The sequence below is a fragment of the Bacteroidota bacterium genome (assembly GCA_016715425.1).
Classification (GTDB): domain Bacteria; phylum Bacteroidota; class Bacteroidia; order Chitinophagales; family BACL12; genus JADKAC01.
Genome location: JADKAC010000002.1, coordinates 20,760 through 39,338 on the forward strand (window position 1 = coordinate 20,760; position 18,579 = coordinate 39,338).

Genomic DNA, 18,579 nt, shown 5'->3' on the forward strand with positions numbered 1-18,579 from the left:
AAATTATTTTATAAAAAAACATTTCTGTAAACCGCTAAATCGGTTTCAATAAGTTATTAAAAGCGAGAATTATTATCTTTAAAAAAGAATGAAGGTTTTTAGACGAACTAACGTTGGGCGTAAACTTTAAGCAACATTATTATATGAAAAGCATATTTATATCTTACAGAAGAATCGATTCCTATGAAACTAATCGACTTTCAACTTCTCTCAAAACCGAATACGGAGAGAGTAATATTTTCCTGGACTATGAATCTATTAGTGGAGGCGATGAATGGCCAGATACAATTAGAAAGGCTGTAGAAGAAGCCAGAGTATTGATAGTTATTATTGGAAAAAATTGGCTTTTCATGCAAGATGATGAATCAGGAAAAAGAAAGATTGACATGACTTCTGATTGGGTAAGAAAAGAAATTATTACTTTTTTGAATCGCTATAAAGAAAACAAGGAGTTATTAGTTATTCCAGTATTAATAAATGGAGCCAAAATTCCTAACAAAGAATTTTTAGATTCAGAAATAAATGCTCTGTGTGATTTTCAGGCAATTAATTTACCTAACACAATGAGTTCAGTTGACTTTGTTCAAATAAAAAATAGGCTTGTAAAAGCAAAAGTTTATTCAACTATCCCACTTCCCGTAGTAACTCCTGTTGGTGAAATTCCTCCAGACTCGTTAACTCAAGAACAAGAAGAGGAATTTTTAGATAAAAATAGATTATGGAAAATAAAGGAACATGAAAAGACTGGGAGCATTGGAGAAACCATGAGGGAATTATATAGAGTATTTGAATTTAAAAGCTATGACGATGCTTGGAAATTTATGTCATTAATTGATGCCAAAGGAATAAAGCCCCATAATCATCACCCACGTTGGCAAAACACATATAACCGTGTTGAGGTTTGGCTTTGCACTTTTAATATTGGTCATCAGCCATCAAAAAGAGATCTCCGATTAGCAAATATTATGGAGGATACTTGGGAGGAATTTGCAATGGGACAACACTAAATCTGCTCCCAACAATGCTTTGATAATGAAGTGCGACTTATAGTTTTTTTTGCAAAGAGCATTTGCAAATGCAATTATTTTTAAAGGACAATTTAATTTTTTCAACGCAAGAATTTCTTTGATAAAAGAGGTATCTATTAAGAGCTCCAATCACTTTCAATAAATTATTAAAATCGAGAATAATTATCTTTAAAAAGTAATGGAGGTTTTTAGACAGGCTGATCTTAGCAGTAACTCTACTTCAACACAACAATCATCAAATTGACAACAATGAAATTAAGCATACTTATATTTCTGAGCATTTTAACTCTGTTAACCTCTTGTAATGGACAAACCACAAAACAACAGGTTAAAACAGACAACATTGTAAAAGGCGATACTGTAACAGAACTTGGTAAAAGTATAATGGTTATTCATCAAGACAAGAAAAATAATTATTGGTTTGGCAGTTGGGAAGCAGGAGTGTATAAATACGATGGAAAGACATTGACTAATTACACAACAAAAGACGGTTTGGCAAATAACAGAATTGATGAAATAAAAGAAGATGAATCTGGCAACATATACTTCACCAGTTGCCACCCAAAACCAACTATAGTTAAGTTTGACGGAAATACATTCACGACATTATCGCCAGTCACAAGTAATGATTGGAAACTTAAATCCACAGATATGTGGTTTAAACATTCTTACGGAAATGAGAAGGTATATCGATATGACGGTATCACTTTATTTGAATTGCCATTGCCTAAACCACCGAATCTTCCAAATCCTTTTGAAATCTACAGTATTTATAAAGACAAGAATGGAAACATTTGGTTTGGAACAAACCCGGTTGGAGTTTGCAGATACGATGGAAAATCGTTTGAATGGATTACAGAAGAAGATGTGACTGAATTTCGCAACGAAGGTGCAAATGGAGTGCGTTCTATTACGGAAGACGAAAATGGCGACTTCTGGTTCAATACCGAATATCGATATAGTGTTTATGACAGCGCAACATTAAAAAGCAATAAATTTTACACAAGACACGAAAGCATAGGCGGTTTAGATGGTAAAAAAGACAGCAATTTGGATGAGTATTTATCAATAGTACGAGACAACAATAATAATTTGTGGTTTGTAACCTATCGTGATGGCGTTTGGAAATATGATGGGACGAAAATTACTCATTTTGTAGTTCAAGATAATTCAAAAGACATTACGCTATTCAGTATTTATAAAGACAACAATGGCGACCTTTGGCTTGGAACTCACGAGAACGGGGCTTTTAAATTTAATGGAACCACTTTTGAAAAATTTAAACTGTGACGAAAGACAGAATAACTACCGCTAATCGAGTAAAAGGCTCCGTCAGCTATCACTCAAAGAGTTTCGCCTCTCAACTTAGCGAAGCGATCTCATGAACACCATTGAAGAAATAAAAAAGACGTGAATACACCACTAATTATAAAGCTCTCGTAACTATACACTGATGTAATATTGCAGCTTGTATTGATACCTCTTTTTCTTTAGTCTTTCCAAAGTAATGATTGTTATTTAATATAATTGAAAAGAAAGAATTGTTCAGTTACCTGATGAAGAAACTCATTTTGTTATTTGCATTTCTGCAAACACATTTAGCTTCGATATGCCGAATTATTTTTTTCAGCACAGAAATTATTTTTATAAAAAAGTATTTATTTAAAAAGCATAAATCACTTTAATAAGTTATAGAAAACCGGAATTAGTATTTTTAAAATACAAGGGAGGTTTTTAGAGGGTATGCCGTTAGCGGTCATGGCAGAAAATCGGTTCCAAAGGAGAAACACGACTGAAAAAATATAAATTTGTTGCATATCGAAAAATAATGGGAAATCGTTTTGCGGACATAATTCAGTTAATAAAACAATCTCGTACTAATGCTATCAGAGCTGTAAACGATGAGCTAATAAATCTTTATTGGAATATTGGAGAATATATCAGCAAGAAAATTAACCAATCAGAATGGGGCGACTCTGTTGTAACAGAATTAGCCATTTTTATCCAAACACACGAACCTGAAATAAAGGGATTCTCCGACAAGAATATTTGGAGAATGAAACAGTTTTATGAGACGTATAAGGACTACCCAAAACTCTCAACACTGTTGAGAGAAATTAGCTGGTCGCATAATTTGGCTATATTTTCAAGATGTAAATCTTATGAAGAAAGGGAGTTTTATTTAAAAATAACGAAACACGATGGTTATAGTTTTAGAGAACTTGAGCGACAAATTTCTGCAAGCCTTTTCGAGAGAACAATTATTGGAAACTCAAAACTCTCAACATCGCTGAGAGAAAGTAATCACGACATATCAAACACTTTCAAAGACAGTTATGTCTTTGAATTTTTAAACTTACCTGAACCCTATAGTGAAAGCGACCTGCAACGTGGGCTTGTAAGACAAATGAAAAATTTCATTCTCGAAATAGGAAAAGATTTTTTGTTCATTGGTGAAGAGTATAAGTTACAAGTTGGCAACAGCGATTTTTTTATTGATTTACTTTTTTATCACCGTGGACTACAATGCTTAGTAGCATTTGAACTTAAAGCAGATAAGTTTAAACCAGACCACTTGGGACAACTTAATTTTTACTTAGAATCTTTAGACAGAGACATTAAAAAACCAAATGAAAATCCGAGTATTGGAGTTCTGCTATGCAAAGACAAAGACAGTGCAGTTGTGGAGTACGCATTAAGTAGAAGCCTCTCCACAACTATGGTTTCAGAATATAAAACACAATTACCTGACAAGAAACTTTTAAAACAAAAACTACATGAACTGTTTAAAAATGAATCCAACGATAAATATATCCAGTAATGCACAATCGAGTAAAAGACTCTGTCAGCTATCACTCAAAGAGTTTCCCTCTCAACTTAGCGAAGCGATCTCATGAACACCATTGAAGAAATAAAAAAGACGTGAATACACCACTAATTATAAAGCTCTCGTAACTACCGGTTCATTAAATTGTGGGTAGACACTGATGTAATATTGCAGCTTGTATTGATACCCTCTTTTTCTTTAGCCTCTTGCAATTTAATGGTTGGTTATTTAATATAATTGATAAGAAAGAATTGTTCAGTTAACTAATGAAGAAATTCATTTTATTATTTGCATTTCTGCAAACACATTTAGCTTCAATATGCCAAATTATTTTTTTCAGCACAGTAATTATCCTTTTAAAAAAGCATCTCTGTAAACAGCTTAAACCGCTTGCAATAAGTTCTTAAAAAGCGAGAATTATTACCTTTAAAAAGTAATGGAGGTTTTTAGACGGACTGATGTCCCAAGCAATTGGGGTTTTTAATCTTGTTTCAAAAGAACCAAAATATCAAGCGAAAATTTGCAACCTTCCTTTTGACTTTTTGCTGCATACAATTGTTTCCATTTATAAAATCAGTCCAGAGATTGCGAAAGAAACTTTTACGACATACACCAGTCAGCACAAGCACGACTTGAATAGTCAGAATATTTCATTTTAAAATCTTTCACAAGGACTTGGAAAGGTCCGTAAGAATTCAAAAGACCTTTGCAACATAATTCTTGACAGGTTTTATATTAAGTTGAGAGACCAACTCCCTGAACTAAAGTTTCACGAACTTGCAACAGGACTAAGTGAGATTGCTGAATTGGCACCTGATAAAGCCAAACTAATGCTTGACAGTTGTTCAACTGAAATACTTGTAAGTAAAGCGAAAGACACAAAATTGGTTACACTAAATGGTGCAATGGTGAAATCAAAAAGTTTGATAAAAAAGATGGGTAGAAATAACAAAGCAACTGAAATAGTCAACCTACAGCTTTGAAATCAAATACATAGGGTATTTTTTACAATGAGTCCAAAAATTGATTTAGATTTATTTTGCGAAAAGCATTGAAAAGTGGTATCCATCGCAAAAATTATCTAACATGGTTTCGTAACTCTTTTAAAATACACTTAAAGAATTGTTTTGCGATAAGCAGCACAATTCACTACCTTTCGCAAAATTTATCTAATAATGATTTCAACCAATAACTATAACAGACTTGAAAACTGGGTAAATCAATGCCTTTCAAGAGGAAAATTTTCCTTTAGCTTAAATGAAATTAAAGATGCCTTTCCGAATGACACTTCAATTACCATGAAATTTGGATTGAACAGATTAGTGCAAAAAGAAAAAGTTGTTTCCATTTTCAAGGGTTACTATGTAATTATTCCACCACAATATTCTTCAAAAGGAATTTTACCACCAGCAATGTTTATTGACGGGTTGATGAAATTTCTTGAACGAAAATACTATGTAGCACTTTTGAATGCAGCAGCATTACATGGTTCATCGCACCAGCAACCACAAGAATATTTTATTGTAACAAGTTATCCTGTATTAAGAGCCACTGTCAAGAAAGAAATCAAAATAAATTACATCAGCACAAGACAACTTCCGCCCGACACACTCACTGAAAAAAAGAAAACCGAAACAGGTTACATCAATGTTTCAAATCCGCTATTGACCGCAATTGATTTAATTAGTTACGAGAAAAAAGTAGGTGGACTTAACAGAGTATCAACTGTAATTAACGAGTTGCTTGAAACAGTAAAACGAAATGATGTGAATGAGGAATTGATAAACTATGCGAGCGTTTCATCTCTGCAAAGATTCGGTTTTGTGTTAGATGAAATTTTAAACAAGAAAGAAATTGCTGACAAAATATTTTCACTCTGTAAAAAAGCAGGAATAAAATTTTACTTAATTCCATTGAAAGCATCGGGCAAGAAAAACAAAGAAGTTCTCAATGAGAAATGGAAGCTGATGATTACAGAAATGAAACCGTTCCCCCCGGCCCCGGGGCAAAAAAAAAACCCTAAATTGCTAATGAAATCAATACGAAGGACCAATTTCTGGCAAACCGGTTCATTGAGACAATTAAAAAACAATCATTGCCGAAATAAATTGACTAATGATAGATATTCAGAGGACATTGATTTGGTTCAAATCAAAGCAGGTTCAATTGGTAAAGTCATAGACCATATCCGGGAGGCATTATCCTTTTTAGGAAAAGCGAAAGTAGAAGCAGGTGAAACGATGGCAACAATGAAGTTCAGATTTGATTCTGAATTTCCACCGATAGTTTCTTTACGCTTAAAGATTGAAACAAATTGCCGAGAACACTTTACGGTTTTGGGTTGGGAGAAAAAACCATTTGAAGTTAAATCATCATGGTTCAATGGTGAGTGTAATTTGATTACTTACAAGTTGGAAGAGCTATTAGGGACTAAATTAAGAGCATTGTATCAGCGAAGAAAAGGCAGGGACTTATACGATTTATGGAAAGCTCTCACTACTTCAAATCTCAATCCTGACCTTTTGATAAAATGCTATAAGGAATACATGAACTTCTCTTTGGAAAAACCAATCCCTTCTAAAAAGGAATTCCTGATGAATATTGAAGCCAAGAAAATTGATACTGATTTTTTAGGTGATACTACTGCTTTGTTAAGACCGGATGAAAAGTATAATCATGAGGATGCATTCAAAATTGTAATTGACACTTTGATTGAACGAATGTAAATGAATGAACCTCTCTCAAATCAATTCCAACTTTTCAAATCTGTTTTCAAAGGCAGAGAAGATGTTTTTGCGATTCATTGGGAGAAAGGAAGCAAGAACGGATACATGCCTGCATATTCTTATGACCCATACATGTATCGGGCACATAAAATGAAAGGGGGAACTTTTCAAAATTACAACGACAAAACTTATCTAGAACTTACTGACGCAGAAATTGCCAAACATCTGAATGGCGAACAACTCATTGGGGTTTATCCATTGTTGCAAGACAACACCTCAAATTTTATTGTAGCTGATTTTGACGAAGCCAATTGGATAGAGGATGCAAGAAAATTTCTGAAAGCATGTAACGAAAAATATATTCCTGCATACTTGGAGCGTTCCCGTTCAGGAAATGGCGGACATGTTTGGATATTCTTTGAACAACCCTACCCTGCAATCAGAAGCAGAAAGCTTTTCATTTCTATACTTGAACAGTCAGGTGCATTTTCTGTGTTTGATAAGAGTTCAAGTTTTGACCGCTTGTTTCCGAACCAAGATTTTCTTTCAGGAAAAGGTTTAGGAAATCTAATTGCACTTCCATTGTTTAAGAAAACCTTAGAGCAAGGGAACAGTTGTTTTATTGATGCCAAAACACAGCAACCTTTCGCAGAGCAATTTCAATTACTAAGAATCATAAAGAGAATTTCTGTTTCTGAATTAGACAAGTTTTATCAATCCCTTTCTACAATTTCCAATTCAGCTTTTCAAAAGTTTGTTGATGGGAAATTGACGATTGTTTTAAACAACGATGTAAGAATTAACAGGGAGGGGATGACAACTCCTTTGATAAACTTTCTGAAAGAAGAATTGAATTTCACAAATTCTGAATTTATCATCAAGAAGAAAATAGGTAAAAACACTTTCGGCACAGAACGCTATTTCAAGTTTGTTGAAGAAACTGAAAACGAAGTCATTGTTCCAAGAGGTTTTATTGGAATGTTAATTCGATTTTGTAGAGAAAATAAAATTGAACATGATTTCATTGATGAAAGAAAGAAGCCAAAAATAATTCCCTTTTTATTTAATGCTCAACTCAGAGAGTATCAACAAACTGTAATTGAATCCATTTCTAAAAAAGATTTGGGAGTGATTGTAGCTCCTCCCGGTTCCGGTAAAACAATTGTTGCATTGAAAATTATTTCTGATAAACAGCAACCTGCTTTAATCATTGTTCACAGAAAACAATTGGTTGAACAATGGACAGAAAGAGTTGAAACTTTTCTTGGAATTCCCAAAAATGAAATTGGAAAAATCGGACAAGGGAAAAGTAAGGTTGGAAAGAAAATCACAATTGCAACTATTCAGAGTTTATCAAAAGAAGTTGTGAAAGAGGAAGCAGAAAATATTCTAACAGCTTTCGGAACTGTTATCGTTGATGAATGTCATCACATACCAGCCGAGACATTTAGAAATACGATTGCAAAACTTCAAACATTTTATCTCTATGGCATAACAGCAACTCCTTTCAGAAAATACAATGATGGTAAACTCATTTTCATTCATATAGGAGAAGTAATTTCAGAGATAAAATCAAGTAAGATTAGTACGGCACCTCAAGCAAAAATTATTATCAGAAATACGGCTCTTGATGTCCCTTTCAATTCAAAGACAGACCAATTTGAAACGCTATCTAAAATTCTGATTCACGATTCAGCGAGAAACAAATTAGTTCTTCAAGATGTAACCAGTGAATTGAAGGAGGGGAAAAAAGTTGTAATAATTACTGAAAGGAAGGAACACATTGATTCATTACACCAGTTTCTGAAACAATCCTTTGAAACAATTACTTTGAGCGGAGACGATTCTGAAAGTAACCGTACTTCCAAATGGAAAATTTTGCAAGAAGGAAATTATCAAGTGCTGATTACAACAGGGCAATTCTTTGGAGAAGGAACTGACTTACAAAATGCGAATTGCTTGTTTCTTATTTATCCCTTTTCGTTTGAGGGAAAGTTGATTCAATACATCGGTAGAGTTCAGCGTTCACAAGTTAATCCAACTATTTACGATTACCGTGATATAAAAATTGAGTATCTGAATAAACTGTTTCTGAAACGAAATACTTTTTACAGAAAGATTGACAAGCAAGCCACTTTGTTTGATGAACCAACCAATGAAATTGCAGACAGAAACACCATTACAATTGAACGGCAAATAAAAATTCCGATTGAACAACTTGAATTTCGTTACGGAAGTATTTCATTCAAACACTCCATTCCTGAATTGAAAACCGAGCTTGAATTTGAAATTGAAAATCTTGAAGTAAGACCTGAATTTGAAGTTCTGAAACCATACTTTTCAAAAGCAATTAAATCAAAGAATGTAAAGATTGATATTCATGCAGAGTTTGAAAACGACAAACTGATTTCACAGTTGGCAACATCAAATGATGTTAAGAAAATAAATCGTGAAGTGATTGAAGGTGTAAAGTTCACCTTTGTTTCAAAGAACATTATTGGAAGACCATTGCTTCAAAATAAAAACCTCTTAGACATCAATCAAATTCAGGGAGAGAAAAGCAATTCTCTTTACAATTCAGGTGCAGAATTATTAGAAGATATTTTGAAGAAAGAAAACTTCAAACATCACAAGCATTTACAGTTCCTATCACAACGACACGACAGAAGCACTTTGAAAATTCGGTTTGTATTAAATCCATTCTCATTTGTTTTTCTATTGACAGGCAAAGAACACTTTCACTTAGTAATGGAAACACTTGACACCGAAGAAGCAACTTACATGTGGCATTTCCCTATAGACAAGCCGACACTTAAAATAAAGTTGAAAGAAATTGACGAGCAACTTGGTATAATTAAAAACAAAGGCAGACAAGTTTTCCTTGAAAGCCAACCAGCAAATTTTACCCGTATCTTGCATGACTATTCAGACGAGAAAAAAGGATTTATTATTTGGAAAGATTTACTTGAAGAACAAATAACTTGAAAACCCACCCACACATTTCTGTCGAATAACAATTGCATTTTATAGGTTAGGATTTGCAATTTTATATCTGCAATACATAAAAGGAACTGATAGAATTCATTGCGTAATTCTTGCAAGAAACTTAGATGCAAATTTCAGCACAGTTAATGAAGTGCGGCATATAGATTTATTTGCAGAGAGTATTTGCAAAATCAATAATTTTAAAAAGGAAAATTATTTTTTTCAACACAGAAATTAATCTTATAAAAAAGAATATAGGTAAACCGCTTCAATCACTTTCAATAAGTTTTTAAAAGCGAGAATTATTATCTTTAAAAAGTAACGGAGGTTTCTAGATGGATTGCCGTTACCAGCAATGAAAAACGACAATACACGAAATAGAATGAAATATAATAGAATTATAATATCAAAATTTGGAGGCCCCGAAGTGCTTCAAAAAGTAACAGAAAATGAATTGCCGAAACCTCAAAAAAATCAAGTAAGAATTAAAGTTTTAACGACAAGTGCTTCGTTTACAGACACACTTATCAGACGTGGGATTTACCCAAACGTAAAAGAAAAACCGCCATTTTCCCCTGGATACGATTTGGTTGGAATTGTTGACGAACTTGGTGAAGGAGTTAATAATTTGGCAGTCGGACAAAAAGTAGCTGACTTAACCGTTATTGGTGCTTATACCGAATACATTTGTCTTGATGCAAATTCGGTCGTTCCAGTACCCGAAAATTTAGATAATGGGGAAACGGTTAGTTTGATACTGTCTTATCTTACCGCTTATCAAATGCTTCATCGCTCTGCCAAAATTAAAAATGGACAAACCGTTTTAATTCATGCTGCTGCGGGAGCAGTCGGAACTGCACTCATTCAATTGGGCAAACTTATGAATTTGAAAATGTACGGAACGGCTTCAAAAAGTAAGCACGATTTTATTGAGAAAATGGGAGCTATTCCAATCGACTACAAAAACCAAGATTTTGCAAAAGTTATTAATAAAAAAGAACCCAACGGAATTGATGCCGTTTTTGATCCAATGGGCGGAGATTATTTTCCTCGCTCGTTGGGTGTACTTAAAAAGAAAGGAACATTAGTTGGCTTTGGTTTTCAAAACTCGGCAAGTGGAAACGGTGGAAATATGATTTTAGACTTTCTAAAAATTCAATTATGGAATTTACTTCCTACCAAACCTTCTGCAAATTTCTATTTGATAACTTCAATGCGTAAGAAACACCCTAAGTGGTTTCAAGAAGATTTAAGTACATTATTTAAACTTTTATCTGACAAGAAAATTAAACCCGAAATTGGAAAAATTATGACATTAGACCAAGCAGTTGAAGCTCACAAATTAGTTGAAAATGCTGAAATTGAAGGAAAAATAATATTAAAAGTACACGACTAAAATAATTCACTACCGCTAACAGCCGTTTGGCAAAAGGCGGGCTGATTTGCTTCGTAGAAACATTTGCGGTTAAACAAACAATTGTGCTTCGTATGAACTTTAGTGTTAAAGTTCCTCGCCATCGCAAAGCACCAAACCGTCAAACTCTCTAAAAACTCACCACACATTTCCATTGAATAACAACTGAATTTTATTGATTTTGATTTGCAATTTTATATTGGCAATACATACTAGGAACTGATAGAATTCATTGCGTAATTCTTGCAAGAAACTTAGATACAAATTTCAGCACAGTTAATGAAGTGCCGCATATAGATTTATTTGCAGAGAGTATTTGCAAAATCAATAATTTTAAAAAGGAAAATTATTTTTTCTATATAGTAATTATTCTTATTAAAAAGCATCTCTGCAAACCGCTTAAACCACTTTCAATAAGTTTTTAAAAGCGAGAATTATTATCTTTAAAATGTAATGGAGGTTTTTAGAGGGACTGACGTTAGCGGTTATTGTAACGGACGACTCAGACAAGTAAATTGAACATAAGAAATGGAAACAAAAAAGATTTTAAAAACTTGCAAAAAGGGACATCAGTTTTATAAGAGTTCTGACTGTCCGACTTGTCCAATTTGTGAAGAAGAGCGAAAACCGAAAGACAATTTTCTTTCATTACTTGGAGCACCCGCAAGAAGAGCATTAGAAAATAATGGAATAAGCACTTTGGAAAAACTTTCAAAATACGGTGAAAAAGAAATATTAAACTTCCACGGAATTGGAAAAAGCACACTACCGAAACTTCAAAAATTATTGACGGACAAAAATCTTTCTTTCAAATCGAACTTTCAATCAAAATAAAAACCTGTATTGAATGGCTAAGCTGACATCAAACTTAAATAGCGAAGTAACTAACTTTTTAGATGAGCAAAAACACTCATTCAGAAAAGAGATTGATCAATTACGGATTATAATATTATCAGCAGACGGCAATTTGACTGAAAATATAAAATGGAACGGACCAAATTATTCTTTTGAAAATGAAGACAGAATTACAATGCGAATACAACCACCAACAACAAAACAAATTCAAATTATCTTTCATCGTGGAGCAAAGAAACAAGAACAACCTAAAGATAAATTGATTAAAGAAAATTCTAAACTTTTGATTTGGAAAGAAAACGACAGGGCAATTGCGACATTTAAAAATATGACCGAGATTGAAAATGCTAAAACAGAATTGATGGAAATCGTGAAGAATTGGGTTAATAAAACAAAATAAAAAAATAAAATATGAGCAGAATAATTTTTGACAGTGGAATATCTCTTGATGGTTTTTTCGCAGGAGATAACAGAAGTCCTAAAAATCCAATGGGTGGTGTTTCAGGAAAAATTCATTCGTGGATGCTTAATCAAAAAGCTTTCTGGGAATACTTAGGAATCGAAGGAGGTAAAGAAGATGGATTTGACGGAAAATATATAAGAGAAACAATTGAACGGACAGGTGCATTTATTATGGGAAAACGGATGTTTGATGAAGGCGAAGCAAGTTGGCCCAACGACCTTTATAAAGCAGACGTTTATGTATTAACTCACGAAAAAAGAGAACCTTGGGTTCAAGAAGGAACAACAACTTTTCATTTTATAAATGATGGATTAGAAAGTGCATTAGAAAAAGCAAAACAATCAGCAAAAGAAAAGGACATAAGAATACAAGGTGGTGCAAATACAATTCAACAATTTCTTAATGCAGGACTTGTGGACGAATTTTTCATTCATATCGCACCTGTTTTTTTAGGCAGTGGAATTCGACTATTTGACGGAATAAATAAAGACAAATATGATTTGCAAATCGTAGAAGTTATACCGTCAGAATTGACAACTCATTTAAGATACAAACTGACAAAGAAGTAGAAACAACGAACCGGTTACAGGCGTTTGGCAATAATGGCTGTTCAGTGCTCCGCAGACAGTTTTGTGGTTAATTAAAGATTAGATCCCGGCATCAACATTTGCGGTGAAAATCTACACCTTCGCCAAGCACCAAAACGTTAACGGTCATTGTAGGGCGTCCCCTCAACACACATAAAACTTCCTCGACATTTTAAAAATCTAAAAAAAAATTGCGCAATCAAATAATTGCATTTATATTTGCAACCATATAATTGCTAATTATCAAACCAATGGAATCAAGACGAGATGTTTTTCAAGCCATAGCCGACCCGACAAGACGAGCAATAATTTTGCTTTTGACGGTTGGAGCATTGACACCAAATGCCATTGCAGAACATTTTAATTCCAGCAGACAAGCAGTTTCAAAACATCTACAAATTCTTACAGAATGCGAAATAGTAAAGCAAGAGCAACAAGGTAGAGAAATACATTATCATCTAAATGCAAAAAAAATAATAGAAGTAGAAAAATGGTTAGAACAATTCAAAAATAATTTGGAAAATCAGTTCAACCAGTTAGATAAAGTATTAGCAACAATTAAAAATCAAAAAAAATGAGTAATTTATTATTTGACTTCACGGTAGACAAAGCGGCAAAAACCGTATTTGTTACAAGAGAATTTGCAGCAGACCTTGATTTAGTCTGGGACGCATTTACCAAAGCAGAGATTCTTGACCAATGGACAGCTCCTAAACCTTTTGTTGCCAAAACAAAATTTATGGATTTCAAAGTTGGTGGACGAAGATTTTATGCAATGGTAAGTCCAGAAGGGCAGGAAAAATGGTCTATTCAGCAATACACCTCTATTTCGCCAAAAACCAATTTCAAAATGTTTAATGCTTTTGCAGACGAAGACGAAAATCCTCAACTGCCAGGTTCTGATTGGGATTACACTTTTAGCGAACAAAACGAAATCACACAAGTGAGTATTTCCATTTATAATGAATCGCTTGAACGCTTAGAAAAAATGATTGAGATGGGCTTTACCGAAGGCTTTAAAATGTCATTGGAAAATCTCGACCAATATATATCAGCGCAATTCCTTTTAAGAAAACAAAATAAAATTAATAATATGGCAAGAGTATCGACTTACTTAAACTTTCCAGGAAACACGGAAGAAGCTTTCAAATTTTACAAATCAGTTTTTAAAACAGAATTTATCAACGGTATCCAAAGATTTGGAGATATTCCATCCGACCCAAATCAACCACCAATTTCTGAAAACGTAAAGAAAATGGTTCTACACATTGAACTCCCAACGCTTGGAGGACATATTTTAATGGGGACAGATGCTCCCAAAGAAATGGGAATGAGTGTTGCACAAGGAAACAATATGTACATTCAAATTGAGCCAGACACAAGAGAAAATGCAGACTATCTTTTTACAAAACTTTCTGAGGGGGGCAAAATAGAAATGCCCATTCAAGAAATGCCTTGGGGCTCATACTTTGGCAGCTTTACCGACAAATATGGAATTAATTGGATGATAAACTTTCTTTTAAAATAAATGATGAAACGACTTAATATTTTCTATTGGATTCTAACAGGTATGTTAATTACAACATTAGGCATCGGTTCTTTTATGGAGTTAATTGGAAATCCAAAATCTGTAGAAATAATAACCTCTCTTGGTTATCCAGCATACCTGTCGACCTTCTTAGGAATTACAAGAATATTAGCACTAATAGTAATATTTATACCCAAGTTTCCACGACTTAAAGAATGGGCTTATGCAGGTATTGTTTTTGATATTGTTGGTGCAATTTATTCTATCGTAGCATCAAATAAACAAATCGCAGAGACAATTTTCCCAACAGTTTTACTTTTTATTGTTTTTGGTTCATATTATTTCCACCACAGACGATTGAAAGCTATAACAGAGCATACTTAAAAACTACACGATTTGTAGCTATGCAAGTTGAAGTCTTTAAAACTAATATAACGACACAAAAAGAAGCGAAAAAAATAATTGCTTTGATAAAACGGCTGTCTCCTAATTTAAAAACCAACTTTGATTTAGATGATTGTGATAAGATTTTACGCATTGAAGGCGAAGTAATAGACAATATTGCAATCATCAATTTAGTGACTAATTTGGATTATACTTGTGAAGACCTTATTTGAAAAAATATTAGTAACTTACTTACTGACAAGAGCGAAAAAGAACAACGAACCGCTAACAGCAGCTACAAGAAATTGGCGGTTCAGTGGTTTATTGAAGTTCTGTTCTTCGTAACAAGTTTTTTGCTGGCAGACAGTTTTGTACTCCGAAATCCTAAACTTTTTGTAGCTGCAAACTGTCAAACTCTCTAAAAACTCACCACACATTTCCATGGAATAAAAATTCCATTTTATTGATTTTGATTTGCAATTTTATATTGGCAATACATACTAGGAACTGATAGAATTCATTGCGTAATTCTTGCAAGAAACTTAGATGGAAATTTCAGCACAGTTAATGAAGTGCGGCTCGTAGATTTATTTGTAGAGAGTATTTGCAAAAGCAATAATTGTAAAAAGGAAAATTATTTTTTCAGCATAGTAATTATTCTTATAAAAAAGCATCTCTATAAACCGCTTAAATCAATTGCAATAAGTTTTTACAAGTGATAATTATTATCTTTAAAAAGTAATGGAGCTTTTTAGACGGACTGCTGTAAGATGTTATTATAACAGGTGACAGCAACACACTGTCACAGTATTAATGAATTACAGAATATGAAACGAATTAATCGAGATAATACAATTGCTTTAGTATTTTTTACATTGACAATATTATTTTTTATTCTATCAATGACAAATAAAATTTTTTTTGACTGGGTTTTTGACAGACATAGCAACCAATGGAGTTGGTATATCAGACCTATCTTTTTAATCCCCTTTTGTTTTTTTGCTTATAAGCATAGCTGGACTGGTATATCGATAACAATATTTTGTCTTTTTACAAGTATGTTTTGGTTTAATAGTCCAGAAGCAGTAACTGATAATGTAAAGGCATTTCTTCAGTTTGAAAAAGACTGGCTATATGGTGAGTGGAACTCAAAAAAAATTATGTTAATCATTACAGTTCCTGTTTCATTCATTGCTTTAGGACTTGCCTTTTGGAAACGTAGTTTGTTTATAGGACTTGGGGTAGTTGTTTTAATGGCGATAGGAAAAATACTGTGGAGTATGGAAAATGCAGGAGATGCCGGAAAATCAATTATTATCCCAGCACTCATTGGACTGGTATTATGTGTCTCACTTATTTTTTATGGATTTAAAAGACTTGAAAAAAGAAAAACAACGAACCGATAAAAACGCTTAGGTAAATGTGGCGGTTCATTGTTCCACATGCACATTTGTGGTTAATCAATCACTTGTTTTTCGTACGAACAATTGCGTTGAAAATCTCCAACTTCTTGTAACTGCGAACCGTCAAACTCCCTTAAAACAACCCTCACATTTCTGTTGAATAGTAACTTCATTTTATTGATTTTGATTTGCAATTTTATATATGCAAAACATACAAGGAACCATTAGAAGTCAGGCGGTTTTACCTGCTTGGTCGGCAGGCAGTTTTGCACAAAACTTAGATGAAATTATCAGCGCAGATAATGAAGTGCGGCTCGTAGATTTATTTGCAGAGAGTATTTGCAAAATCAATAATTTTAAAAAGGAAAATTATTTTTTTTTGCACAGAAATTATTCTTAAAAAAAAGCATCTTTATAAACCGATTAAATCGCTTTCAATAAATTATTAAAAAGTCAGAATTATTACCTTTAAAATATAACTGAGGTTTTTTTAGACACACGGACGGTATAGGCAAGCGTAACAGACCACACAACAACCATTAAACAGACAGACAATTATCGAAACTTTGGCACAACATATAAACTTAACAATGGACTTTTATCCAACACCACAGCCCAACGGTTCGTGTTTTATTTTTTTTTGCCGACCCACATATTTTAAAAACAATTTTAGCCAGCAGCATCCCGAAAGCTTTTGGGAGCACATTTGGTTTTGCCCCGACATCCCTATAACTTTCGAGACCAACCCTTCGCAAAACCAAAAGAGTCACTTTTTAACCAACGCATCAGTTTATAATACTAAATCTGTACTTTAATTAATGAATAATATTTTGACAAAGGTTTTAATCATAGATGACGAAGAAAAGCTAAGAAATTTGCTGGCAAGGATTATTAGTTTAGAGGGCTTTGAAGTGATGCAAGCAGGAGACTGCAAAGCAGCTTGGAAAAAGCTGGAGCAAACTGATATTGATGTAATTCTTTGTGATGTAAAACTGCCTGACGGAAACGGTGTTGAACTTGCTAAAAAGATTAAAGATAAATTCGCAATACCTGAGATTATTCTATTAACTGCATATGGCAAAATTCCTGATGGTGTACAAGCTATTAAAAATGGCGCATTCGACTACATCACAAAAGGCGATGACAACAACAAAATTATTCCTTTGCTCTATCGGGCAATCGAAAAAGTAGATTTAGCCAAACGAGTAAAGCAACTTGAAAAGCAACTTGGCGATAAACATTCTTTCGATAAAATTATAGGCAAATCAAAACCTATTCAAAAGGCAATTGAATTAGCTCGTAAAGTTACTGCAACTGATACGACTGTTTTGCTAACAGGTGAAACAGGAACAGGAAAAGAAGTATTTGCGCAAGCTATCCATCAGGAAAGTAATAGAAATAAAAACAACTTTGTTGCCATCAACTGCTCTGCATTCAGCAAAGAACTTTTGGAGAGTGAAATGTTCGGACACAAAGCTGGAGCATTTACGGGAGCAAACAAAGACCAAAAAGGACTTTTTGAAGAAGCCAACAACGGAACGATTTTTTTAGATGAGATAGGAGAAATGTCTTTGGAGCTGCAAGCAAAACTTTTAAGGGTTTTGGAAACAGGAGAGTTTATCCGTGTAGGTGAAAATAAGCCAACCAAAGTAAATGTTCGCATCATTGCAGCAACCAATAGAGATTTACAAAGCGAAATTGAACAAGGACATTTCAGGAGAGATTTGTTTTACCGTATTTCTGTTTTTCAAATTGAGTTGCCGCCACTTAGAGAAAGAGTAATTGACATTGAACCTTTGATGATGAATTTTTTACAGAACTTTTCCATTAAAACCAACAAGAAATTATTTTCGGTTTCAAAGGAATATATTGAAGTATTAAAGCTACATCATTGGAAAGGAAATATTCGTGAACTAAAAAATGTTATTGAAAGAAGTGTAATTCTCTCAAATGATGAATTAGCAATTGAAAGCTTACCGATTGAATTACAAAGTAATTTAAAGGGTGCTAAAAATGGTAAAATACTTTCTGCCTTCGACTTAGCCAGTGCCGAAAAAATCCACATTCAAAAAGTGTTGAACTACACCAACGGAAACAAAACCAAAACTGCTGAATTGCTCAACATCGCCTTAACTACGCTTTATCGAAAGCTTGCCGAATACGGTTTAGAATAAGCCACCCTTTCATAACGCTATAATTAACCCTTTCAAAACGAAAGGGTTTTTTGTTTTGGCATATTCACATTTATCTATTAAACCTAACAATATTAATGATTTAGCGTGGCCGTATCAAATATGGACAGCAAATTGACTTAAGGCTGATACGAACAATTAATTATATCAGCAATATGACAACTACAATTTTAATTCTCTCAGGGCT

The 18,579-nt window shown here is 33.5% G+C and carries 16 protein-coding genes; all 16 read left to right on the forward strand.

The features are described from left to right. Positions 1-143 precede the first annotated feature (143 nt). The gene (locus IPN31_01940) at positions 144-1,007 is read left to right on the forward strand and encodes a 4a-hydroxytetrahydrobiopterin dehydratase (protein MBK8680669.1); all 864 of its coding nucleotides are present in this window, start codon (positions 144-146) and stop codon (positions 1,005-1,007) included. A 270-nt stretch (positions 1,008-1,277) separates the two neighbouring features. Further along, positions 1,278-2,318, forward strand: a complete 1,041-nt coding sequence (locus IPN31_01945; GenBank protein ID MBK8680670.1) for a hypothetical protein — start codon at positions 1,278-1,280, stop codon at positions 2,316-2,318. Between the two features lie 538 nt (positions 2,319-2,856). After that, positions 2,857-3,849, forward strand: coding sequence for a DUF1016 family protein (locus IPN31_01950; GenBank protein ID MBK8680671.1), 993 nt, complete (start codon positions 2,857-2,859; stop codon positions 3,847-3,849). Positions 3,850-5,030: 1,181 nt separating this feature from the next. Further along, a complete protein-coding gene (locus IPN31_01955; protein MBK8680672.1) occupies positions 5,031-6,581 on the forward strand; it encodes a nucleotidyl transferase AbiEii/AbiGii toxin family protein in 1,551 nt (516 codons plus the stop codon). 105 nt (positions 6,582-6,686) lie between these two features. Further along, on the forward strand, positions 6,687-9,566 hold the full coding sequence (locus IPN31_01960; GenBank protein MBK8680673.1) for a DEAD/DEAH box helicase family protein: 2,880 nt from the start codon (positions 6,687-6,689) through the stop codon (positions 9,564-9,566). A gap of 382 nt (positions 9,567-9,948) precedes the next feature. Further along, positions 9,949-10,962, forward strand: a complete 1,014-nt coding sequence (locus tag IPN31_01965) for a zinc-binding dehydrogenase (protein MBK8680674.1) — start codon at positions 9,949-9,951, stop codon at positions 10,960-10,962. A 546-nt stretch (positions 10,963-11,508) separates the two neighbouring features. Further along, complete coding sequence (locus tag IPN31_01970) at positions 11,509-11,814, forward strand: hypothetical protein (protein ID MBK8680675.1); 306 nt, start codon at positions 11,509-11,511, stop codon at positions 11,812-11,814. Positions 11,815-11,827: 13 nt separating this feature from the next. Further along, entirely contained in the window at positions 11,828-12,235 is a 408-nt protein-coding gene (locus IPN31_01975; GenBank protein MBK8680676.1) for a DUF1801 domain-containing protein, read from the forward strand. Positions 12,236-12,246: 11 nt separating this feature from the next. Continuing rightward, positions 12,247-12,867 carry a dihydrofolate reductase gene (locus IPN31_01980; protein ID MBK8680677.1) on the forward strand — a complete coding sequence of 207 codons (621 nt, stop codon included), beginning with the start codon at positions 12,247-12,249 and terminating at the stop codon, positions 12,865-12,867. A 269-nt stretch (positions 12,868-13,136) separates the two neighbouring features. After that, the gene (locus tag IPN31_01985; protein ID MBK8680678.1) at positions 13,137-13,463 is read left to right on the forward strand and encodes a winged helix-turn-helix transcriptional regulator; all 327 of its coding nucleotides are present in this window, start codon (positions 13,137-13,139) and stop codon (positions 13,461-13,463) included. Next, positions 13,460-14,413, forward strand: coding sequence for an SRPBCC domain-containing protein (locus tag IPN31_01990; GenBank protein ID MBK8680679.1), 954 nt, complete (start codon positions 13,460-13,462; stop codon positions 14,411-14,413). Before IPN31_01985 ends, IPN31_01990 begins: the two co-directional genes overlap by 4 nt. A 3-nt stretch (positions 14,414-14,416) precedes the next feature. Continuing rightward, entirely contained in the window at positions 14,417-14,797 is a 381-nt protein-coding gene (locus IPN31_01995) for a DoxX family protein (GenBank protein ID MBK8680680.1), read from the forward strand. Positions 14,798-14,817: 20 nt separating this feature from the next. Further along, a complete protein-coding gene (locus IPN31_02000) occupies positions 14,818-15,030 on the forward strand; it encodes a hypothetical protein (GenBank protein MBK8680681.1) in 213 nt (70 codons plus the stop codon). A 594-nt stretch (positions 15,031-15,624) separates the two neighbouring features. Continuing rightward, entirely contained in the window at positions 15,625-16,203 is a 579-nt protein-coding gene (locus IPN31_02005; GenBank protein ID MBK8680682.1) for a hypothetical protein, read from the forward strand. Positions 16,204-16,402: 199 nt separating this feature from the next. Beyond that, the gene (locus tag IPN31_02010; GenBank protein ID MBK8680683.1) at positions 16,403-16,600 is read left to right on the forward strand and encodes a hypothetical protein; all 198 of its coding nucleotides are present in this window, start codon (positions 16,403-16,405) and stop codon (positions 16,598-16,600) included. A gap of 430 nt (positions 16,601-17,030) precedes the next feature. Next, positions 17,031-18,374 carry a sigma-54-dependent Fis family transcriptional regulator gene (locus IPN31_02015; GenBank protein MBK8680684.1) on the forward strand — a complete coding sequence of 448 codons (1,344 nt, stop codon included), beginning with the start codon at positions 17,031-17,033 and terminating at the stop codon, positions 18,372-18,374. Positions 18,375-18,579: the final 205 nt, after the last annotated feature.